We start from the raw sequence: 23,198 nt of genomic DNA on the forward strand, positions 1-23,198 counted from the left end.
CCGATAGTCGATCATCCAATCAAAAGAGGCCGTCCAACTTGGACGGCCTCTTTTATTAGAATTGCGAGTCTGATTATTGTCTTACCTTTAGAGCAGGATCACCCAGCAACGCCCACGAATACCCAACGTCGCTTCCGGCGATACTCGATTTTGCATCAATGACAAGATCTCCCATCCGGTTGATGTTGCCCTCGCCGAGCTTTGTGTAAAATCTGGCACCCATCGTTAATTGATAATCAGGTGTGGTTTCAGTGGTCGACGCCCATGTTACGACCGCTCCTCCATTAGCCTTCAATAAGGCTTCACCCAACGAGTCATTAAGTGCCCAGAAGAACAGCCCGTTAAAACATGTCAGCATCGTAAAGATTGATTGGCTATTCGTGTTGGTCAAAAATGGCGAATCATTAGAACTGAAAAAATTAGACGACGCCCAAGTTCCCGCCGACCCATGCCCGGAGTAGTTGACGATGTATTTGCCGGCATTCATCGCATTGCGCAGATTGGCATTTCCATTTGGATCGGGCTGTGTGTTAGCCGGAGGTATCATCCTGTTTACATAAGTTTTTGGCATGCTGGCAGGCAGTTGACCAGCTAAAAACTGACTCATAGCATCAAAATCAAAGCCATCCGGCCTATCAAATGCAAAAAGAGCCCCGCGATCTAAGGACTGATTGAGAGGCGTTTCAAAGCCAATTGTCTTATTAAGCACGGTGTTAATGACAAAGGCCGTTCGAGCCGGTATTCTTCCGATCGCCATTTCAGCAAGGCCATCATGGTTAAAATCCGCCAGGGCTTCGTCACTTGCGGTCTCCTCATAAATGAGATCAACGTTTTTTGTCGGGACCAGGTCGTTTGAACCCAATCCTATGTAATTGCGAGGATCGTAAGAAGCATCGCCAATAAGCAAAACGTAACGGGGCGAAGTTTGCCAATTATTTTTGGCGTAAACGAGAAAGTCCTTTACCGCCGTCGCACTATGAGCACCGTAGCTGAATTCGTCAAATATATCGGCTACATCGATCACATTCACAGTAAAACCGCCTCCTGCCACGCTTCGTCGATAGTTTGCCCACGTCTCAGACGCCGCCATAAAATCCGCTGCTGAATGCGAAATAATTACCATATCAGCGTTATTGTTCGGGCTAGCTAAAGTCGATGCGTTATTCATCGTGATAGACGGTGACTGTAACAGCCCCGTATCTTCGACTCCATACATAACCGCAGGCCGATTTGACGGCATTCGCACTGAATATGAGCTTCCGTTTTGCGTTATGGGCAGATCGGTGATCAACTCCGGATGGCCATCCAATGTCGTATCAAACACTCGAATATTTGGTGAGGTAAACCCTGTAACATCTAATTTTCGATAGCCAGGCGTGAAGAATAATACCTTGTTCTGGTCTGCTGCATACTTTCTCGTATAATTTATCTTGATCGAATCAAAATAACAGGTGTCCGATGAGCGGCTAGTCGCAAGTTGGAGGGTGTTCTGTCCCTCGACAAGAACGCTCGCGGGTACCGAAAGATCTGCGGAAAAACTATCCTTGTTAGCTCCGTATACAAACCCTATTTGTTGGCCATTTAAGATAGCTTTAACGGAGTGTGCTCCGTTGGTCAACCCCTGAATTTTCAGGCTAATCGACGCATTCAAGCCGGCCGTATCAATTCCGCTAAGATCGAATGACAAACACGGATCGTTAGGATTAGGGCTTGGACATGTCGGTACTGTATTAGTAATGGGACGTCCCCAAAAATTCTCTACATCTCCATTCCTGATGGTAGGGTTGTAGTTTTTCCTTTCCTTCATCGCGACACTGAGCCGGTAGTTTTTCGACATTACATTGCCGCCGATGTTGTTAAGGATTTTAGAAATCACTCGCTTGCCAGCGACAGTGTCTGAGATCAAGAAATAAGTTCGCGTGTCGGTCTCGCGCACATCAAGTGTCTTGCCGTAAAAATCAAGGTATTGACCGGTCGGCTCAACAATTATTGCCTGCTCGTTACCGTTCATAAAGAGACGCCAGTTTGTCGGATCGCTGTTCACGTCAAAGCCTGCCGCTTGAAGTTCTGCCCGCGTTACGCGATACATCCCCTCTTTTTTGACTGCGATCTTAACGCCCTGCTGACTGACGACTACCCTTTGCATTTCTGGATTCAGCGGTAGCGTTGAGCGGTCCACAACCGCCTGCAAATCGCTGGGAAGAGCAAGATTGTCCCTTCTAACTTCGCCGGTCCTTGAGCGAATCAAATTTTCAAGTTCAGCCTTTGTGTGGCCTGTGTCGACCGGAAAATCCGAAGTAAATCGTGGGCTAAACACATCGGTAGACACAACTGTGTTGTTAACAAATTTATTTTGAATCACGTAAGTCGAATCTAATGTTCCGAGCGGGTCATACATCTCGTACACTTCGCCATATAACATCCGCTGACCGGCTTTTGAATAGGAACCCATGATAAGTCCCGGCCCGGCAGGCTCAAGGCCGTTATCGCCCATGCGAAAAATCGAAAATCCAAGATTTCCGAGCTCGGACTTCATTTCCCATCGAATGTAAACGCCCTGGCCATCGGTGAAAGCCTTCATGCTTTCATATTCGGCAACGGCGCCTCTGACATTGGGGTTTGAGACCGCCTTGGAGCTGGCCTGTTGAGCAAAAGCCGGGAAACACGTGGAACAGATCAATATGGCAAATATAAAGACGGAAAGTGGTTTTTTCATTTTTAACTCCAAAAATACGACTTAGGTGGTGGCGGACGCAGTTATAAATAAACTGATAGAGTATTAAGTTAGCATTTTTGCGCTCTTTTTACAACAACTTTTAACTCACGAGCTGACGCAATACATACGGCAAAATACCGCCGTTTTTATAGTATTCGATCTCGATCGGCGTATCGATTCGAAGGGTTAAAGAAATTTCGAGGCTCTCGCCATTGGCCCTATTCACTGTTATCGTCACATCCTGCCTCGGACGAACCTCAGTTCCCTCAAGTCCGGTCAGATCAAAGGTTTCCGTGCCGTCGAGTCCAAGGCTCGCAGCCGACTCGCCATCCTTGAACTGCAAAGGAAGCACGCCCATTCCAACCAGATTTGAGCGGTGAATGCGTTCAAATGATTGAACAACGACGGCTTTTACCCCCATCAACGAAGTTCCCTTGGCCGCCCAGTCTCGCGAACTGCCTGTTCCGTATTCAGTTCCCGCAAATATGATAAGCGGCGTTCCCTCGGCCTTGTAAGCCATCGCAGCATCATAGATGCTCATGTCAGCACCATCGGGCTGATGTTTAGTAAATCCGCCCTCGACCGGTGCTACCATTTGGTTCTTGATACGCACGTTTGCGAAAGTCCCGCGAAGCATAACGCGGTCGTTTCCACGCCGCGAACCATAGGAATTAAAGTCCTGAGTTTCAACGCCTTTTTCTTGTAGATACAAGCCCGCAGGCGCATTTGCCTTAATGGCTCCAGCTGGCGAAATATGATCAGTTGTCACCGAATCGCCAAATATCGCAAGCGGCCTTGCACCCTTTATGTCAGAAAAACTGCCTGTTTCCATAGAAAAATTCTCAAAAAACGGCGGCTCCTGAATATAGGTCGAATTAGAATCCCACTCATATATCTGTCCAACACTCGATTCTATTCCATTCCAAAGAGGATTTTGTTCGGCAAATTGTGAATATAGGTTTCTGTATATTTCAGGATCAAAAGCATGCTGCAAATATTCCTTCACCTCATCCAGCGAAGCCCAAATATCGCGAAGAAAAACGTCATTGCCATCTTTATCCTGACCGATCGGGTCGAGAATAACGTCCTTTAGAACGGTGCCCGCCAGTGCATAGGAAACCACAAGCGGCGGCGACATCAGGAAATTTGCCTTGATATTTTGATGAACTCTCGCTTCAAAATTACGGTTGCCGGAAAGTACCGAAGCGGCAATGATGTCATTTTCAACAACCTCTTCTTCGATCGAAGGATCAAGCGGTCCAGAATTTCCGATGCACGTTGTGCAGCCGTATCCGACAAGGTCAAAGCCGATAGCGTTCAAATACTTCTGTAATCCGGCCTTTTCGAGATACTCGGTAACAACTCGCGAACCGGGAGCCAAAGAGGTTTTAACATACGGCGGCACCTTCAATCCCTTTTCAAAGGCCTTCTTAGCAACAATTCCCGCTGCGATCATCACCGCTGGGTTCGAAGTGTTCGTGCATGATGTGATCGCCGCAATAAGCACATCGCCATTGCCGATATTTGTCGTCACGGTTGGAGATTCATCATCGCTAAACTCGACTCGATCCGGCGTCGGGCGATTATTCACCATCTCTATCTCGGTGCTGACATTCGTATTGTCGGGCGATGTTGTGTCGTGTATCGATTCAGGGATCGACTTTGCACTCTGCTCGCCTCCGCCTTCGACGATATCGACCGGATGCGAACCCATCGTCACGCTAAATCGCTTTTGCAGGTCATCGGCAACCTTACCATAACCGCCATCGGCAACAGGCTTTGAGAAAAGCTCAATAAAACGGTCATCGAGACTCGAAAGTTCAATACGGTCCTGCGGCCGTTTTGGCCCGGCAACAGCAGGCGTGATCGTTTCGAGGTTCAATTCAATGACGGTTGTATAGTCAATTTCCCCGTCAAGCGGAATTCCGAACATCTGCTGGGCTTGATAATAATGTCGGATCGTGTCGATCTGCTCATCAGTTCTACCTGTGTTTGCAAAATACTCGAGCGTTTTTTCATCTGTCGGGAAAAAGCCCATCGTCGCTCCGTACTCAGGCGCCATATTGGCGATCGTCGCTCGGTCTGTAGCATGAAGTGCAGCAGTGCCTTCACCGAAAAATTCAACAAACTTACCTACGACGCTAGCTTTTCTAAGCATTTCCGTAATGCGCAGCACGAGATCTGTTGCAGTTGCTCCCTGAGGCAATGCACCTGTCAAATGCACGCCAACCACATCAGGCGTAAGAAAATATACCGGCTGACCAAGCATTCCGGCCTCGGCCTCGATACCGCCAACACCCCAGCCGACAATGCCAACGCCGTTTATCATCGTCGTATGCGAATCCGTTCCGACAAGTGAATCAGGAAAATAAACGCCGTCGCGTTCAAACACTCCTTTTGCGAGATATTCAAGATTTACCTGATGAACGATGCCGATTCCCGGCGGCACTACGCTAAATCCATTAAACGCCTGAGTTCCCCATTTCAGGAAGCGATAACGCTGGTCATTTCGTTTAAATTCCATCTCCATGTTCCGCGTGTATGCCGATTCACTACCCGCAAAATCGACCTGAACGGAATGGTCTATCACCAGATCGACCGGCACGAGCGGTTCGATGACACTTGGATCCTTGCCCATTCGTGTTACCGCAGAACGCATCGCCGCCAGATCTACAAGCAAAGGAACACCTGTAAAATCCTGCAACACAACACGAGCAACGACGAACGGTATCTCGTTCGTCCGTTCATCATTCGCTCCCCAAGCAGCCAACTCGCGAACATGGCTTTCGCTCACCTTCTTCCCGCCGTCGAAATTGCGTAGTACGCTTTCCAAAACAACACGAATAGAAACAGGAAGCCGTGAGATCGCTCCAAGCCCCTCTTTCTCAAGCTGAGGAAGCGAATAAAAGCCGCCGTCTGTTCCGAATCCCGTTTGAAATGTATGCTGCGAATTGAATAAATTGTGTGTCATAGTGATGTAGCTGACCATCAGGCCAAACTCCCATTATAAAAGGGTTTGCCGACAATTTCAAAGATAATGTGGTTTGGGGATGATTTTATAGAATATGCGAGGGTAAGCAGGTGCATAAAAACTCACTTTGCCCTGACGGCCATTATATTTTATACTTTTGAATTGCCGTTTTTGGCGCCTTCGTCTATCGGTTAGGACGCGAGGTTCTCAACCTTGAAAGAGGGGTTCAACTCCCCTAGGCGCTACCAAATTTTATGATCGTTACAACCGGTTTCGACGTTCAGAATAAGGAGATCGCGGAATACCTAGGTGTCGTTCGCGGCATCGTCGTCAGGGCCACAGGGATTGGGCGAGGGATTATTGGTGGAATTAAATCGATTGCCGGCGGCAACATTGAAGAATGGGCTCATGTATGCGAACAGGCTCGCATGGAAGCCTTTAATCGAATGGTCCAGCACGCCCACGAGATCGGAGCGGATGCAATTATCGGAATGCGTTACGACGCCACCGAGTTTTCTCAAGCCGCCACAGAAGTCCTTGCTTATGGAACTGCCGTACGTTTCAAATAACTAGTAAATCGGCCCTTTCCCATTCTTGCCTATTCGCAGATCTGTCAGCCACCTAAAAAATCGCGATCTCATCAACTTCGGAGTTAACAGTTCAGTTATCCCAAAAGTTTCTCTTACCTTGCCATCGCGTAGCGACAATGTCATCTCACTGAGTATCCTGCTTTCAAAAAATCCGGTTTGAAACACCTTTACGGGCTTTATCCGAAGCCGAATATCGTCGTCCGACACAAATGATAAAAGCTCTGGCACCCTAAAACCATGTCTAGTTCGTATAAAGTCGTCCTCTACGTTTGATATCTCACGCTGATGGATCGCTCCGTCATGAATCAATATTAACTTGATGCGTGGATGAAGCTCACCACCAAGATCGTGGCAGTGAAAGATCGCCGTCGAATCTATAAAATGTGCCCGGCCCCAATATCGCGCTCCAATCGTGTCGGTCAGCGAACGGCCGCTTCTAAAGTGATCGTGATAGCCCGTGCCTCGAAAGTGAATCAAACGTCTAGTAGTTCCCTGCTGCCCGAACAACGTTAACCGCCCACTAACATCACTGCGAGGCGAGGCGATATTCCAACAGGCATCACTTCCGACAGTTTTTTCGGCCTCGGCTTCAAACAGATCAGCCTCGATCGACAACCATTCCATTTCTGCTGTTATCCTTCGCTTCCGACTGGTAAGCAGATCGATATGCAGAACAAACCCTGAGCCGTATGACGCAGTGTTTACTTGAAACGAAGAATTTCCTATTGAGCACCTGATCCCTTCACCTTCTGCTGAAAATTGTTCATCCGAAAATTCGTTCACTGTCCGCAAAACTGTTTTTCCATCCACTGTGTATATCAGCGAAACAGCCGGAAACTTTTGCGCACCCACCTTAGAATTACCATTAGAATTACCATTTTTCGATCCGTTTCGAAAATAACGCGGCGAAATCGCACAGTTGTCGTGAAAGGTTATGACAAGTGCTTCACGTCCGTCGTCCGAAAGCGCGTCAAAATGCCACCGCTCAAATGCATGCGCTCCCTCAAGTCCATGCCAGCGGCAATCCTTAACGCTGGAAGAAAACGCAATTTCCCCTGTAAAATTGTGAGGAGCAAGATCAGTCATTAAATGCTTTCGAACTCAGGATTGCAGAAATCTAAATATATGGCAAACTTTTAGACACAAAATGAATCTGTTACAGATGTTAGGTTCTTCCCTATTTTATTAAAGAGGAGAAACACAGTGAAGAGATTCTCAACGGTCATTTTGACTATTTGCATTGCCTTGATCGGCTTATTTACTTTGGCGTGTCCCGAGCGCAATAGCATTGGCGATATTGAGGCAAATCCCGGGAAGTATCAAAACAAAGAGGTTGCGATCGCGGGAGTCGTTCGTGACAGCTACGGTTTTTCCATACCTGGAACGAATATTGGCGGCGGAGCTTACAAGATCGATGACGGAACAGGCTCTATCTGGGTTATTGTCGATAGCGGAAGCGTCCCGCAAAAAGGCGCAGAGGTCGGCGTTAAAGGAGTCATCGGCTCCGGCATTTCCGTAAAAGGCCGCAACTACGGTTTGGGAATGTACGAAAAAGACCGGCGCTACCGCAAACGATAGTTCGTTGAACAGATTTGTGAGTGATAAAATCAGACGGTCATTCGACCGTCTTTTTTTATGGATATTCTTCTATCGGCAATAGATCAAGAGTTTATTTCTCTCGATTCCCGCTCACGTGAGCTTCTGACAAAACTTACAGATGATCGATTGTTTACAAAACCGCGTGAAATTGCCGGTTCTATGACGATGTTTTCCTGCGGTGAATATATACTTCGCTCAGCTGCGATGGTCGAAAAGACTTTCGGCGGGATAACCACGCGGCTGTGGGATGACCCTTTCGAATGGACACTTCCGGAAAAACTTGCGGATAGAACAAGCATTTTGCAGTATCTTGATGAAGTTCATGCTACGCGAATGAAAGGAATGGCATTTTTTTTTTCAGATCAAGATCTGACGCGTGAAATACCTGCCCCGGAACGTCTGCGACCTCTGATAGATATTCTGCTAGACACTCTCATGTCAGCATCGCATTTCCAAGGCCGCGCATTTGCTGTTTTCCAAATGATCTCGGATCAAAAGCTTCCAAGATTGTAAACCTATTGCACAAGCGAACCTTTTCGTGTAAGAATTCGTTAGGACATACGTCAAACGAATAATCGCGAAGAGAAACCATGCATTGCCCAAGCTGCGGACAACAACAAATATCGAGCGAAACCAAATTCTGTTCGCGTTGCGGAATGCCGTTGGGCATCGTAGCCGAGGTCGTTGCCAACGGCGGCTTTTTGCCCCAACTTGCTCAGCTCGAACAGATGAATTTCAAAAAGCCACTTTTTTCGAAAAAGAATGGCGTGCTTTTTGCCGTTTTTTGGTTCATATTTCTGATCTTTGCGACTGCATTCTTTGGCATTTTGGGTGCTCCAGAAGAACTTGTAGGAATTACTGCGCTAACTGGCGTATTTGGCGCAATGATGATCATAATCGGCTCGCTTGTCGCATTGCCAAGTTCTCGCCCGCCATTCACATATAACAATCAACTTCGCCAGAGGCCCGGAGAACTCCAACAGGGTGCGGGGCAGCACGGGACTCTTCCCGCCGCTCAGTCAATACCCGTTGGAATATACGCCCCACCGGCAGCCGGCTCTTGGCGCGACACCAACGATTTACAGCCCGCGAGTGTCACGGAAAACACGACTCGTCTTTTGGACGAAAAGGAGAAACTGTAGAATGTTTTGTCCACAATGCGGGCAGGAAAAGATCTCGAACGAAACGAACTACTGTTCGCGTTGCGGATTCCTTCTGGTGGCAGTCAATGATCTTCTGCAAACCGGCGGAATAAATCCGCTTGCCACCTCAACTAATAATTCGGCAATTCAATCAGCTCGAAAGCGAGGGTTGAAACAAGGGCTATTTCTCTTTTTGCTCACGTTCCTTGTCGCTCCGCTCATGGGAATGATTTCTTTAGCCCTTAACGTCGAACCGATCGCAGTGGGAGTTGCCGTCATTATCTGCTTCATTGGCGGGCTGCTGCGTATGGTCTATGCGCTTATGTTCGAATCGGCTGAGCCTAGTGCTCCAACCTTGGAAGAAAAAATAGTTGCCGGAACCGCTTCCTTACACTCGGCAAAGCCCAATTTTCTTCCTCCTCAAAATACAGTACCGGATGCGCAGTTTTTTGCTCCGGCTTCGGGAAATTGGCGCGATACAAACGATCTCACCCCAACTAGCGTCACCGAAAGCACAACTAAGCTGCTTGAAAAAGACGAAATTCCTCAGTAACCGACCGCCGCTCCGTCGCTTCTTGAATCGACCGCGCCTAATCTGACGCCTTTTTGATCAACCATAATTCCAGTGGCCGCAGAACCTATTTCCGGCTTCTTCACAAACTTGTGACCGTAGCCAGTTAAGATCGAAATCGTATCCGGCGACAAGCCGAACGGTTCAAAGATAATCTCATCAGGCAGCCATTGATGATGTATTCGCGGCGAATCTATTGCCGCCTTGATATCCATGTCGTGATCGATCACGTTTATTACCGTCTGCAAAACCGCTGAGATAATTCGCGGCCCGCCGCGACCGCCCAATGCAAACCAGAACGATCCGTCTTTCCTGAGAACTATCGTCGGCGTCATCGATGAGAGCGGCCTTTTCCCGCTTTTGATAGAATTGCGTTCGCCTTGTATCAGGCCATACAAATTCGGTTTGCCGGGCTGAGATGCGAAATCGTCCATCTCGTCATTCATCAAAATGCCCGTTCCTTTTATTGTCACTCGCGAGCCATAGAGGTCATTGATCGTGTAAGTATTTGTCACGACATTTCCTGCACTATCGACGACAGTAAAGTGTGTTGTGTCCGTAGGCTCGCTTCCAGATATTTCTCCATGGCCAATCTCTTTACTATTCGATGCACGTTTGAGATCGATGGAAGACCGCCTCTTATCTGCATATTTTTTATCAATAAGAAGATCAATCGGAATACTTGAAAAATCAGGATCGCCCATAAATTCAGAGCGATCAGCAAACGCTCGCCGCATGGCCTCGGTGAGAACATGATATTTTGCCGCAGAATTAGACTGCATACCGCGAATATCATAGCCTTCAAGGATATTCAAAACTTGCAGCATCACCATCCCGCCCGAACTCGGCGGCGGCAGTGAAATTATCTCGTGGCCTCGATAACTCCCGCGAAGCGGCTGCCGTTCGACGGCGCGATAATTTTTAAGATCGTCAGTAGTAATAAGTCCACGGTGCGATTTCATATCGTCCGCAATCAGCATTGCGGTTACGCCGGTATAAAATTCAGCGGCTCCGTTCTTTGCAATGCGATCAAGGGTTTGCTCCAATTCAGGTTGGCGAAGAACATCACCTTCGCCAAAGTATTTTCCGTTGTTTAGAAAAATGCGGTTGCTGTCTTCATATAACGAAAGAGTATCTTTGTACGTCTTAAACAACTCAGCGAGTCTATACGAAAGGACGTAACCATTTTTTGCAAGCTGACGTGAAGGCTCAACAAGATCACGCCATTTCACTTTGCCTGATCCGTACTTCTTAAACGCCATTTCAAAGCCCGCCAATGTTCCCGGGACGCCGGAGGCCCGATAACCAACAGTCGAAGACCCATCACCTTTGATCAGTTCGCCATTCTCGACATACATGTCGCGGACGGCAGCTTTCGGAGCCATTTCGCGATAATCAATAACGCGAACCTCGCCCTTCGCCGTTCTGATAAGCATAAAACCGCCGCCGCCTATATTGCCTGCTTCAGGATAAACAACGGCAAGTGCCAGCCCAACAGCGATTGCCGCATCGACTGCATTGCCGCCTTTTTTCATAACCTCGACGCCGATCTTTGATGCGAGTTCGTGCTGTGAGGCTACCATCGCGTGCTGCCCGCGAACAGGCTCTCGCGTCGCGGCTAAAACTTCAAGGGAAAGAGGAAATCCACCACACACAAATACCAAAATGAGGAAAATGCTTATTAGTTTCGTTCTCATAATACGCACTCTATCAAAACCAAATTCAACGGACAATTTCATTTTCTTTGCGATCTTTGAGGCTTTGCGTGAAATCATCTCTCGCTAAGAAGCACAGACCGCAAAGATATCCAAATATATGAGCCTGCCAACCGGTGTACTTTTCTATTTAATACAAAAGGTTTATAGTCAAACATTCGGCGACGGTTCCCGCTAACGCCGATCGACAAAAATGATAGAAGGCGATAGTTGCAGAAATGACGTTTACACGCTTTTCACTGAAAAGTTTTGTGCAGCAAATAAGCCGCGTGCCAGCGCGGTTTCGCCGAAATCTGTCTGAATATAGATTTTACGCATATTTCGCAGTCTTAGGGCCTGGGATCATTGCCGCAAGTTCGGGCAATGAGGTCAGCGGCATAGCTACATATTCGTCCGCCGGTGCCCAATATGGCTACACGCTGCTTTGGACATTCATCCCGATGACGATATTTTTCATCGTCGCGCAGGAAATGTGTGTTCGCATGGGCGTCGTCACCGGCCAAGGCCTTGCTGATCTAATTCGCGAACAATTTGGCGTCCGCTGGACAGGAGTGGTAATGCTCGCGCTCGTCGTCGCAAATTCAGGCATCATCGTCGCCGAATTCGTCGGCATCGCACAGGCATCCGAGCTATTTGGCATTTCGAGATACATAACGGTTCCGATCACTGCTGTCGTCATCTGGTGGCTCGTGGTGAAGGGCACTCCAAAACGTATTGAGCAAGTCTTTCTGCTGATGTCTTTGGTTTTTCTCTCGTATATTTTCGCGGCATTTTTGGCGAAACCAGATTGGAACGCCGTCGGCCGCGAATTTGTCACGCCGAGCTTTAATTTAGATTCCGGTTACCTTTTTACGGTCATGGCACTGATCGGCACGACCATCACGCCGTTCATGCAGATCTATGTGCAAAGCTCCGTCGTTGAAAAACGAATGGACAAAGAGGATCTAAATCTCGCACGCACCGACGCGGTCATTGGAGTTATTTTTGCAAACCTGATCGCAGCATTCATCGTGATCTCTACTGCGGCCACGCTCTACTCAAAAGGAATTAGGCTAAATGACGCGGCCGACGCTGCTCAAGCGTTAGTGCCGGTCGCAGGAGTTTACGCAAAGTATCTTTTCGCTGTCGGACTGTTTGGAGCTGCTATGCTCGCGATGGGAGTTCTGCCGCTCGCTACTGCATATTCGCTTAGCGAAGCTCTCGGTTTTGAAAAAGGCCTGTCGCGTACATTTCGCGAAGCGCCGATCTTTATAGGCATTTTCACGGCTCTGATAGTTTTCGGAGTTGCGGTCGCTCTTATCCCGGGTATTCCGCAATTTAAACTTCTTCTGCTCACTCAATGTATTAACGGTTTACTGCTCCCGGTATTGCTGATCGCGATCGTGACGCTTGCCAATAATTCCGAGATAATGGGCGAGTATCGCAATCGGTTTGTCCATAATCTGTTCGCCATAGGAACGACCGTGATCGTTTCCTTTTTGTCTTTGCTGTTGATTGGGAAAACGATTGCTGATATGTTTTAGCGAGGCTATGGCCGCCACCGAACTTCAAAAAAAAGCTGTCTCTGTCGTTATTTTCTCCGCCTTGACGGTGCTGGTACTTTTGTCTCTGCCTGTCGTAGAGTTATGGCTGCAAGCGTCAGTGCTTCCGCAGTTTGGGATGAGTTTCACAAAAGGCTGGCAGCTTACGACCGAAAGTGCGACGATGCCGATGCACGTCACCTATGCAAATGCAGTTGACGCGACCTTTCGAATTTTTAAGATCGTGCTGTGGATGGCATTGGTTATTGCAGTCGTACGTTTTCTTGCCTTTTTCATAATTAAAACTGCTTACCGCACGTCAAAACAGCCCGAAGTTTCGTCACTGGTCAAGACAGTTTCCTCAATCATAATTTACATAGTTGCGTTCTTCATTGTTTTCCAAACGCAGTATCCTGATGTTCCGCTGACGCCGTTATTTACAGGTTCTACTATTCTCGGAATCGTAGTCGGTCTTGCTCTTCAGGAAACGCTCGGCAATCTGTTTGCGGGTCTCGCTCTGCAGGCAGATCAGCCGTTTCAGGTTGGCGATGTGATCTCGATAGGAAAAGGCGGCTCAGGCGTTGTCGAAACTGTTTCATGGCGCGGCGTCAAGATACGAACGTTTCAAAATAAGCTTCTAATTATCAGCAACGCCGTGCTTGGAAAGGAATTTATCGAGGTCGCCCCTAAGAATAATCTCAATGCCCGAGCAGTCTTTTTTAACACTGAATACACAGATTCGCCGACGCGGATAGTTCATGTAGTACGGGACGCGGTCCGTCAGGTTGAGAATGTCACAAATAAGATTCGCCCGGTCGTCCGCATACGAAACCTATCAGACAACGGCGTTGAATGGGAAGTAAAATACTGGCTCGAAGACTACGCCAAACACAATGACACCGACGCTCTTATCCGCGAACGCATCTGGTACGTTTTCCATCGCGAAAGGATCGCCTTCTCGGCCCCGACATTGATAGTCCAGCGTGGATCGGCCACGCCTGAGGCAGAGCCGCAAGAGATCGTCAACGCAAACACCGATCACCTCAACCGAGTTTCGATCTTTGCGCCGTTGTCCGATGACGAGACCGAGCAACTTGCAAACGCTTCATACTCGCGTGTGTATGCTCCCGGCGAAGCGATAGTTCGCCAGGGCAAAGAAGGCAATTCGATGTTTGTTATCCTTCGCGGCTCGGTGCGTATTCAGATCCCGGAAGGCTCTTATCAAAAGACAATTGGCCGCCTCGGCAAGGACGATTTCTTCGGCGAAATGAGCCTCCTGACCGGCGAACCGAGATCAGCATCCGTCATTGCCGAAGAGGAGACCGAAGTTCTCCAAATCAAGAAAGACGCTCTAAAGCCGATCTTCGAAAACAACCCCGACCTCGTAAAGTCCATCTGCGAACTGATCGAAGAACGCCGCGAACTCCTCGCCTCGATCGAAGAAACGACGCTAGAAGAATCCCTAGCCTCACACAAAGGCGTGATGGGCTCGATCAAGCGTTTTTTTGGGTTAAAGTAGTCCAAAATCGGGTATCAGTTGTAAAAAAGCCATCGGAGACACCCCAAAAGCCACCTTTCGACCCCCAAAAAGCCATATTTCACCCCCAAAAAGCCATCGGAAAAAACGGACTGCGATGACCGTTGATCCCTTCATTCACCATTTTGCCTGCGCCCGATCATCTTGAAGTTTCATCTCATCATTGATGTACCCCTTCATTGGATAAAAAAACGGTGGAAGAAGAAAGGAAAGATCTGGGCTCGAAATAAAGACCGCGTCAGTAAGGCTTCTGAAAATTTGTTAAAGAAGTTCGGCCTACCCTTAAATCCATTCGTGTCCCCCAAAAAAAACCGCCGGCCGACGGCGACAAAAACTGATTCTAGGCGGAGTTGCTAAGCGTTGTTGCTAATCAATAGTTGAGCCTTTTCGTGGTAAAATTATGTTCAATTCTATACAAAGCAGGAAAAACAAACAGATGAAGACACTCTTGATGGGATTTACCGTAATAATTTTTTCGTTAGCAGTTTTGGTTTACGGCTGTAACGCTCAATCTGCCGAAAAACCAAAAACTGAGGAAAAATCGCCAGGCCTTTCGATTTTCCATCCTGACAAAGGAACAACTAACGCAGAAGCAGAAAAACTTCGCAATAGAGGAATCGAATTTGCCGTAAAACTGGAAAATGACCGCGCAATTGCTGAGTTCACTAAAGCAATCAAATTAGACCCAAAATATGCTGATGCGTATAGTCGTCGTGGCGCAGCCTACTCCAACAATAAAGATAATGACAGTGCAATCGCTGATTTTACCAAAGCTATTGAACTAGACCCGAAGTTTGACTTGGCCTATATGAATCGCGGAGCAAGTTATGTAGTGAAAAAAGAATACAAATTAGCCATTGCGGACTTTACTAAAGCTATCGAAATAGGTGACAACATCGAAATGGCATATATTATGCGTGCCGACGCTTACGAAAAAATTGGGCGTAAAGATTTAGCCGATGCAGACAACAAAAAGTTGAGGGAATTGATGGCTAAACCTAAACAGTAATAGGCTCGGTAAACGTGGAGTGGGCGATTGGCGGCGAACTCAAAAGCTCGCTACTGAATATTCTTATCGTAGATGTCGTGAAGAACCTCGGAGATAGGTTTGCGTTCGGGTCTTGATGCGGTTTTTCTTTCGGCCTTATCAGTAACGGCAGTTACAAATCTTAAAGGCTGTTCTGCGTTTTGAAATTCGGGAGATGATGGAATATCCGCTTCTTCTATGTCGCGGTAACTTGCCATATCGACAACCGATTCAAGCTTTTGCTCGCTAACGGGAAGCTGCGGTGTCGAGTTCAAATGCGAGCGGCTGTTTTCCAATAACTGTTTCCCTTTGTTTTTTCGCAGACGCTCAAGCGAACGAACGGCGGCTGATGTGAGCGGGGCTTCGGCGGGAGAGCGTTCGATCTTTCTCAGCATGTGAACATAGTCGCGCAGTTCTTTTGTTGGAAAAACTATCGCAGATTCGTTCGCTTCATCTTCGACGATCTGCGAAAGGTATTTGATCGCAGAACTGTGATCGTCAAGCTTTTGATAAAGCGCTCCCAGAGCGAAATGCACTAGCGGCGGAGCGGCATTCATCGACCGAATAATGTTTTCGCCGCGAGTTACAGCTTCTTTGATCTCGAAGCCATACCAGCGGCGGTCGTCCTCTCGAAGGATCTCATTTGCGGATAGGTAAAACTCGAAAATTCTGCGGGTCTCATATCGCCCTTCCGCGGAGAAAACCTTCCAGACAAAGAAAGTCAGGCCGCCGAGAAAGAACAGAAGAAAGATCGGGAAGCCCGCTGCATAAAGCATCAGGCCGATCACGCTAAATACGAGAGTGTATTGCCCTTTCTCTCTCAAAGCTGCGGGCAGCTTTTTCTCTATTGCGGTTTCTTTCACAAATAATTATGCCTTTTGCGATTTCGGCGGCGGCTTTTTAGATTCGTCAGGCTTCGATTTTGCAGTGGATTCCTTACCGCTATGAGTGACATTTTTGAATTCGGCTTCGATCTTTTTACCAAATTCTGCGAGAACTTCGCCAAGTCTGTCGGCTGCTTTCATCGACTCGTTAAGTCCGTAATTAAATGTTTCCTGCAGCGTAATGGCTTCCATTTTCAGCAAAGTCTTGATCTTTTCTTCAAGCGGCAAGTCTTTGAATTCTTCCTGAAACCTATCTTTTTTCGGTGCTTGTTTTTTCGGGCCTTCTTGTTTTTCGTGTGTCATGATGACTATTTCTCCGGGTTTGATAATTTTAATTCGCAGGCTAGATCGTCCATTAGTCCTACGCCCGTTTTTCGAAAAATGTTCCGCTTGAGGCTCAATGCATCGCCGTTCGAACCTTAACTCGCGGCTGGGCTCCCGGCGGTGCGGTCGTGTGCAGATCACCCTCAGCATGCTGACATTCCGCGCAAACGCCCCAAAGCCTGAGGCTGTGATGTGTCGGCTTAAACCCGAAGTTGTCCGCCATCTGGTCTTGAAGCTTTTCTATGTCCGGCGAGAAGAACTCGATGACCTTGCCGCATTCGGTGCAGATCATGTGGTCGTGATGCTCGTGATTATAATGATGCTCGTAATAAGTTTTGTTGTCGCCAAACCGCACTTCGCGTGCGAGGCCGGCCTCGGTCAACAATTTTAGCGTCCGGTAAACCGTCGTGTTGCCAACGGTCGGATCTTGCTTTGTTACCAGACGGTAAAGGTCCTCGCTTGTAAGGTGATCTTCGGTACTGAGAAATGTTTCGAGGATCAGGTCGCGCTGTACTGTTTTGCGCAGACCCTGGCCTTGGATATGTTCAAGAAAGATCTGTTTTTCGACCTCAAAAAGCTCTTTTTTCTTAGCCATTTTCGCTGTGTCCCGCTTGATTCGATACTACCATTTCAATTTCGATTTCGCTATCGAAACCTTTGTCCGCATCGAATCGATCTTGGCCGGATTAACGCCCTGCTTGGCGGCAAGTTCGAGCGATCTTTCGCCCAAAAGGAGGTAAATTTCAAGTAGATCGTCAGAAACGGTCGTGTTCAAGATCTTCAGATGATCGACAAATGTCTGCACGTCGGCCCTTGCAAATGTTCCGGTCAATGCCGCTGCAGTTCCCTGCTCGCCAAGGTTCTGGACCGTGCTTTTGACCAACGGGAGCAATATCTTTTTCGAATCGTCTTCGGAAAGCCCGGTCTTCGACATCATCTCGACCGCAGCGTCAAACAACGCTACCAGATGCCCGCAAGCAGTAACAGCCGCAGCGTGATAAAGCGTCTTGAATTCCGTGTCTATCGAGAACGGAATACCGCAAAGCGATGTGACGATCTCTCTCGCAATATTCACTGCGTCGGGCTCGCCTTCGACACAAAAATACGCATCGCGAAACCGCTCCGTGCCAGCTTCGGGACTACTCACCGAAACAAGAGGATGTATCGAACCGGTTTTGCAGCCCATCGACTTGAGGTCGTCAAGAATGAGCGACGAAAGAGCGCCGCTGGTGTGGAAGACATATGGCTTGCCGCTCAATTTATTGGAAAGTTGCTTCGAAACAGATGCTATCTCAGAATCCTGAGTAGTAATGAATAAAATATCCGTGTCGAGATCAGAAAGGCCGTCAAAAGCAATTGCCGACGCAGCCGACAGCGAGTTCTTGATCGTCTCGACCCGCTCGCGCTCTCCGCGATAAATAAGGTTTTGAACCGAAAACTGTTCTTTAGGAAGTGCAAGCGCCAAGGCTCCGCCGACCCTGCCTATTCCTATTATCGATACGCGCATCATATCGATAAAATATAGAGCAACGCGGCGAAAGTTAAAACTCCGCGTTTCGAAAATCCTTTAATGGAGCGAAATTATGTATTGATCTTCCAGGGATCTTGCAGGCTGTCCAACTCGTCTTCAAGCTGGCGAATATCGTCAGGATGGAGTTGAAGTATCGGTTCGTCCGGGCGTCGCCTGTCGTTGTGTATCGAATTCGATCTTTCCAACTGCTGCGTCACGACCTTTAGCAAATGCGTCTCGGTCGCGGCCAGTTTTGGAAAGGCTTTATTCATATCGAGAAATGTCGCGAGTTCGTTGAGTTTTGTAAGTGTTTCACCGTTGTGGACCTTCTTGATGGCATTTAGGCCAAGCGCAACGGACGTGCTCTCAGAGAGGAATTTATGTCTGAAATATTCCATTCCCTTGACAACCGTCTTTTCGAGGTCGCTTATCATCTCGTCAACGCTCGCAGCATTTGTAAGCTTGAAAGAACAAACGCAAAATGGCTGTGCTTCCAGCATCGTTTTTACATTTGCGCTGCATTCCGGCCTGCGGAGTTCGCGGATCAGGTTCATCGAAACTTCCATATCGTGCCTGCCAAACCAAGGTATCTCCGAAAGGTCTGCAAACGTCGCCCACATGTCTGTTGAAAGGAACTCATCCAGTTTTGCCCGCTTCTGGCGTAGAGGCACGACAGCGTCATGCCTTTCCGCATAGAGATCGGAATAAAGAGTTTTGAATCTTTCCCAGCGTTCTTCTAATTCTGCATCGGTTCCGTTTTTGCTTTCAAAATAACTTGTTGCTAGTTCTTCTATCAGTGAGCAACGCAATTCCTCGATCTCAGAATTATTCGTCGGCTCGCAGAGAGTTAGATATGTGTTTATTTTATCGCGTTCGGCGAGTCTGCCTATGCTTGCACCGAGTGAATCAAGGTCTTTCTTTTTGCTTTCAAACTCTTCCTCAGAATCGGCGAAAACATCGGCGATGATTTGAAGACAGCCATCGAGTTTCACCTTGTCCTGCAGCAGATTATCTACAGCCTCAGCGACGACCCCGAAGGTTTTCTTTACGTTTGAAGCGACACGCCACAATTTTGAGTTCAGCTTTTCATCAGGCAGCAGATCAAATCGCTCGACGAGCCTCGCCTTTTGCCATTCGCTAAGCCATTGCTCGAGTCTTGCCTGTGCATCAGAACTTTTAAGAGTCGTAAGCGTGTCATTCCCGGTAAGCCGCTCCACCCAGCTGAGGAGCCGCTCGTTTGAATAACCTTCATCAGAAGGCCGTACGATACCGACAATGTCTTCCCAGATTATCTGAAGGTCTAACGAACGATGATTAATTCGATTTTCGCTCGAGGTTACGAATTCAAATTGACGCTGTGCAACAAGCGCTCCAAGCACCAAGTGCTGTGCCTCTTGCGTCAGACCGTAGGGTGCTGAACGCATGAGTTTTGAGACTTCGCTCAACGGAATGACGTCTGTTTTTTCCGCAGTATTTAGATCAAATATCTGTTTAACGATCGGCGTCTCGGCGAGATCATTGGCCGGTTGAGGAACATAGACACCTTCCTGCTCGCGCACCAGCCCAAGCGGCAATGCAAAACTTACCGCGTGTTTTTGAATTTCCGGATTGTCATTTCCCGAACCGCTGAAAAGATTCTCGGTGACTAAAGAGACTTCTTTTTCGCCGAGAACCTGTGAAAACTCAGGATGCGACGGGAACTGTTTCTCCAACTGATCTTCAAGCATCAGTGTAAACAATTGGCCCAGATTATTTGAGCTTTTTGCGGCGTCGGAAAACTTGTATTCACCATCGCCGCAAACTAATCGACTTTCTTCGAGGAATATTCTCTGCCAGATCTTCTCGAGTGCGATCGAATGAGCGTGAAGCGCGGTCGGTACAGACTCTCTAAAATTCTCACGCAATGCAGTGTCAGTTTGCAGGGTATGAAATCGACGGATCGTATTAACGTCCGCTGATGAAAGGTCGCCCAGAACCCATTCACAACCGGGCCACCGAAGAGATGCATTTTCCGATCCGAGCGGAGAGCCGTAACGCACGAAAATCTTCCAGTTCCCCGTTTCGTCATTTAGATCATTCGAGGCTGTGCTTCCAGCCTGCCATATTACTTCTCCGGGACGAATGCCGCCACGCCAAACAACATAGCATGTCGCCCATATACTTGAGCCGTCATCTGAAATATCAAAATCCGAGAATTTTTCTGCGGTCTGGCGTCTTAGAACAAGTTCGACTGCATCGTTCGAAACAGTCTTTATGGCTTCGTCAAGAACACTGTTCAGACTTTCGCCGCCGCCAACTTTGAAGCTGAATTTTGCCTCGCGGTCGGTATCGTCCGTTTTTTTGATCGCATTCGGAGTCGATTCGGCAAATGTATGGAGCACTGCATCAACGCTTGCAGCCGCCGCCGAAGGAGCGGCCTCATCAAATATCAGCATCGCCGCGCTCAACTCTGTGGCGGTCACACCTTCGCCGTTGAGTGACAATAGGAACAGGCCTTTGAGGATTAGCTTTGCCTCAAGGCGTTTCATCACCGGGATCTTGGAAATTACGTTTTTGTCGATCGTATCAAACGCTGCAAATGCTTCCTTCAGATCGTCGACACCACGCAGCCGTTTTTCAACGCTGTCAAAAACTTCGTCGAGTCCGATCAACGAATTTGCCGGACGGCCAAGGATACGAATTCCGGCCTCAACAGCAAAGCCCAATAGTGCAAATTCCTGTAAATACAACCGAACAAACGGCGCGATCTCAAGTATCGCCGGATGCATCGGATACAAACATGAGAACCGGTGTTCGCTCCACCGAAAGCCCGGCAAGGCTGAACGATATGAATTATAAATGTCATGCAAAACGCCACGCATTTGCTCGTGCTTTGGGAAGACATTTGCATCGACAATTTTGTAAAGATGTTCCTGATCTAAATAATCGATCGCAAAACTGCTGGCAATCGATGAATTCAATCCATCGGCTCCTGCAATATCGTCATCAAGTGCGATGCCGACAAAAATACCATGCACGACCGCAGCCGCCGCGATCTCGCTCAATAGAATACCGTCATCGCGTGCAACACGCTGCTCACGACCAAACGCCGTATCGATCAGCAAAACGAACGGCGTATCACCGGCCTTTTCTGAGGCAGCCAGCAATATCTCGTTGAGGGAATCGCTGAATTCACCGGTGCCGGTTCCTGTAACTGCCGCTATCGCGATCTTCAATTCTGATAACAAAGAATCGCTCGAACCACGCTTTAAGTGAGCGACAACACCGTGCCGCCGCGACAACCGCTGAGCGGTCGCCATAACGTGTGTGTCAGAGATCTTTGTTCGAAGTTCTGGCTGCGAGACTATAGCGCCGAGCGCCGCAAGAAAATGGCTTTTCCCGACACCTCGAAAACCTGCAAGTGCAAACGCCGCACCGCGACCGCGTTTAACATCTGCGATCTGCCCAACCCACTTAGCCATCAGGTCGGCCGTGATGTCGGTAAAATGATAACCGATAAGTGTCGCCGCTGGATCTGCGAGAAAATCCGTCAATCCGGGCGTTGCACGAACTTCGACAATGTCCTTGACCTTTTCTTCTAAACGTTTCATTGAAAATTGGTGAGATTCAGTGCAGACGGCTTGGTGAGAACCTTCGCCTATAACAGTTTAACAAGTTTTTTCGTCCCTGAAAACACATTTTTTTGACATGACGCAGCCTGTTCGCATCTTTTTTTCAAAAATCACAACTATTTTTCGTCGTCCAGCATCATAGCTTCGTTGATTTGTGTTTAATCTCAGAGCTACAATCTCTGTAGCTCAGCATTGACGGTTGGGAGGCCATTTATGCATTACGGAATTGTCAGAAAATTTGGATCTTGTTTGATAGTCTCAAGCGTGTGGTTTAGCACGCTTGCATTGCCCGCATCATATTTTGGACAGGAAAAGCCAAAAGAATCAACTAAGGCCAAGAAAGATAGCAAGGCGTCGAATGAACCCAAAGCATCTCCGACACCGGCCTCCCAAACGACCCTAGGTCCAAAAGACGACCCGAACCAGATCGGAAAACGCAATATAAACAAGGGGACCGATAAATTCTTTGGCTGGCTTGGTGGTTCAAAAGAGAAAGAAATGCAGATCGGTCGTCAGCTTGCGATGGAAGTAGAACAGCAGGCAAAGTTGATAGACGATCCGGTTATCACGGAATATGTAAATCGCGTCGGTCAAAACATCGTTCTTCATTCGGACGCCAAGGTGCCTTTTACGATAAAGGTAATCGATAGCGATGAGGTAAATGCCTTCGCGTTGCCTGGCGGCTTCTTTTTTGTCAACAAGGGTTTGATACTTGCGGCAGATAATGAGGCGGAACTGGCCGGAGTGATGGCACACGAGATAGCACATGTGTGTGCACGGCACGCAATGGAAAACCAGGGTAAGGGAGCCTTTATTAGCTATGCGTCACTGGCCGGAATGATCTTTGGCGGAGCAATAGTGAGCGGTGTTCTGCAGAACGGTGGAGGTATTCTTGCGGGCCTTGCTCAGTTAAAATTCTCACGCGGAGCCGAAGAAGAAGCAGACAACCTCGGCGTCCAGTATCTGTATGCGTCAGGCTATGATCCGACAGGCATGTCCACAATGTTCGAAAAACTCGCTTCGCAAAACAAGAAAAAGCCCGGAACGATCGCTAAGCTTTTTTCAACACATCCACAGGCAGTTAACAGACGTGACACAAGTTTGCAGCTGGTCGCACGTTTCCCAGAAAAGGAAGAATATGTGATCAGCACGTCTGAATTTCAGCGTGTAAAGGGACACTTGTTCAAACTCACTAATGCGAGAGCCGGAGTAACAACCGACTATGATCAAAACGATGACAGCAAACCAACACTAAAGAAACGGCAACCTGAGACTACAGACGGCACCGGAACTATCGATGGTGAATCCAGTTCAACTTCAGACAGCGGACCGCCAAAGCTAAAAAAGCGCGACCAAACAGAAAGTGAACAACCAACTGCATCCCCAGCGCCAGACAAGTAACGGTTTTTGCACGTATAAAACGCCGTCTGAGAATATAAATCTCAGACGGCGTTTTCTATTAACTAAAGAGTATATTCCCT

General features: G+C 48.0%; 18 protein-coding genes and 1 tRNA gene. 10 read left to right on the forward strand and 9 right to left on the reverse strand.

Annotation, left to right across the window (positions count from 1 at the left end; all coding sequences use genetic code 11):
- Positions 1-73: 73 nt before the first annotated feature.
- Positions 74-2,716 carry a hypothetical protein gene (locus tag IPL32_16080; protein MBK8467335.1) on the reverse strand — a complete coding sequence of 881 codons (2,643 nt, stop codon included), beginning with the start codon at positions 2,714-2,716 and terminating at the stop codon, positions 74-76.
- A 100-nt stretch (positions 2,717-2,816) separates the two neighbouring features.
- The gene (locus IPL32_16085; GenBank protein ID MBK8467336.1) at positions 2,817-5,687 is read right to left on the reverse strand and encodes an aconitate hydratase; all 2,871 of its coding nucleotides are present in this window, start codon (positions 5,685-5,687) and stop codon (positions 2,817-2,819) included.
- A 173-nt stretch (positions 5,688-5,860) separates the two neighbouring features.
- Between IPL32_16085 and IPL32_16090 the strand changes: the two genes are divergently transcribed.
- A tRNA-Glu gene (locus IPL32_16090) sits at positions 5,861-5,935 on the forward strand.
- Positions 5,936-5,941: 6 nt separating this feature from the next.
- Positions 5,942-6,256, forward strand: a complete 315-nt coding sequence (locus tag IPL32_16095; GenBank protein MBK8467337.1) for a heavy metal-binding domain-containing protein — start codon at positions 5,942-5,944, stop codon at positions 6,254-6,256.
- On the opposite strand, the gene IPL32_16100 is transcribed toward IPL32_16095, so the two are convergent.
- A complete protein-coding gene (locus IPL32_16100) occupies positions 6,257-7,363 on the reverse strand; it encodes a hypothetical protein (protein ID MBK8467338.1) in 1,107 nt (368 codons plus the stop codon). It lies immediately after the preceding gene.
- Positions 7,364-7,480: 117 nt separating this feature from the next.
- Between IPL32_16100 and IPL32_16105 the strand changes: the two genes are divergently transcribed.
- From IPL32_16105 to IPL32_16120, 4 genes are all read left to right on the forward strand, one after another.
- The gene (locus tag IPL32_16105) at positions 7,481-7,855 is read left to right on the forward strand and encodes a hypothetical protein (GenBank protein ID MBK8467339.1); all 375 of its coding nucleotides are present in this window, start codon (positions 7,481-7,483) and stop codon (positions 7,853-7,855) included.
- A 57-nt stretch (positions 7,856-7,912) separates the two neighbouring features.
- Positions 7,913-8,389: a hypothetical protein gene (locus IPL32_16110; protein ID MBK8467340.1), complete on the forward strand. Its 477-nt coding sequence runs from the start codon at positions 7,913-7,915 to the stop codon at positions 8,387-8,389.
- A gap of 77 nt (positions 8,390-8,466) precedes the next feature.
- Positions 8,467-9,018, forward strand: coding sequence for a zinc ribbon domain-containing protein (locus tag IPL32_16115; protein ID MBK8467341.1), 552 nt, complete (start codon positions 8,467-8,469; stop codon positions 9,016-9,018).
- A 1-nt stretch (position 9,019) separates the two neighbouring features.
- Entirely contained in the window at positions 9,020-9,571 is a 552-nt protein-coding gene (locus tag IPL32_16120) for a zinc ribbon domain-containing protein (GenBank protein MBK8467342.1), read from the forward strand.
- On the opposite strand, the gene ggt is transcribed toward IPL32_16120, so the two are convergent.
- Positions 9,565-11,286 carry a gamma-glutamyltransferase gene (gene ggt, locus IPL32_16125; GenBank protein ID MBK8467343.1) on the reverse strand — a complete coding sequence of 574 codons (1,722 nt, stop codon included), beginning with the start codon at positions 11,284-11,286 and terminating at the stop codon, positions 9,565-9,567. The two genes, IPL32_16120 and ggt, sit on opposite strands and share 7 nt — an antisense overlap.
- A gap of 236 nt (positions 11,287-11,522) precedes the next feature.
- On the opposite strand from ggt, the gene IPL32_16130 reads away from it, so the two are divergent.
- The 3 genes from IPL32_16130 (at position 11,523) to IPL32_16140 (ending at position 15,370) form a co-directional block, all read left to right on the forward strand.
- Positions 11,523-12,827, forward strand: coding sequence for an Nramp family divalent metal transporter (locus IPL32_16130; protein MBK8467344.1), 1,305 nt, complete (start codon positions 11,523-11,525; stop codon positions 12,825-12,827).
- 7 nt (positions 12,828-12,834) lie between these two features.
- Positions 12,835-14,343 (forward strand): mechanosensitive ion channel, encoded by a 1,509-nt coding sequence (locus IPL32_16135; GenBank protein ID MBK8467345.1) that lies wholly within the window; start codon positions 12,835-12,837, stop codon positions 14,341-14,343.
- Between the two features lie 418 nt (positions 14,344-14,761).
- Positions 14,762-15,370: a tetratricopeptide repeat protein gene (locus tag IPL32_16140; GenBank protein ID MBK8467346.1), complete on the forward strand. Its 609-nt coding sequence runs from the start codon at positions 14,762-14,764 to the stop codon at positions 15,368-15,370.
- A gap of 50 nt (positions 15,371-15,420) precedes the next feature.
- Here IPL32_16140 and IPL32_16145 read toward each other — a convergent pair whose 3' ends face one another.
- From IPL32_16145 to IPL32_16165, 5 genes are all read right to left on the reverse strand, one after another.
- A complete protein-coding gene (locus tag IPL32_16145; protein ID MBK8467347.1) occupies positions 15,421-16,251 on the reverse strand; it encodes a hypothetical protein in 831 nt (276 codons plus the stop codon).
- Between the two features lie 6 nt (positions 16,252-16,257).
- On the reverse strand, positions 16,258-16,575 hold the full coding sequence (locus tag IPL32_16150) for a hypothetical protein (protein ID MBK8467348.1): 318 nt from the start codon (positions 16,573-16,575) through the stop codon (positions 16,258-16,260).
- A gap of 94 nt (positions 16,576-16,669) precedes the next feature.
- On the reverse strand, positions 16,670-17,191 hold the full coding sequence (locus tag IPL32_16155; protein ID MBK8467349.1) for a transcriptional repressor: 522 nt from the start codon (positions 17,189-17,191) through the stop codon (positions 16,670-16,672).
- A gap of 27 nt (positions 17,192-17,218) precedes the next feature.
- Entirely contained in the window at positions 17,219-18,106 is an 888-nt protein-coding gene (locus IPL32_16160) for a DUF2520 domain-containing protein (protein ID MBK8467350.1), read from the reverse strand.
- Positions 18,107-18,177: 71 nt separating this feature from the next.
- Positions 18,178-21,696 carry an ATP-binding protein gene (locus IPL32_16165; protein MBK8467351.1) on the reverse strand — a complete coding sequence of 1,173 codons (3,519 nt, stop codon included), beginning with the start codon at positions 21,694-21,696 and terminating at the stop codon, positions 18,178-18,180.
- A gap of 234 nt (positions 21,697-21,930) precedes the next feature.
- On the opposite strand from IPL32_16165, the gene IPL32_16170 reads away from it, so the two are divergent.
- Positions 21,931-23,118: a M48 family metalloprotease gene (locus IPL32_16170; protein ID MBK8467352.1), complete on the forward strand. Its 1,188-nt coding sequence runs from the start codon at positions 21,931-21,933 to the stop codon at positions 23,116-23,118.
- The last annotated feature ends 80 nt before the right edge of the window (positions 23,119-23,198 follow it).

This window comes from Chloracidobacterium sp. (genome assembly GCA_016711345.1).
Classification (GTDB): Bacteria; Acidobacteriota; Blastocatellia; order Pyrinomonadales; family Pyrinomonadaceae; genus OLB17.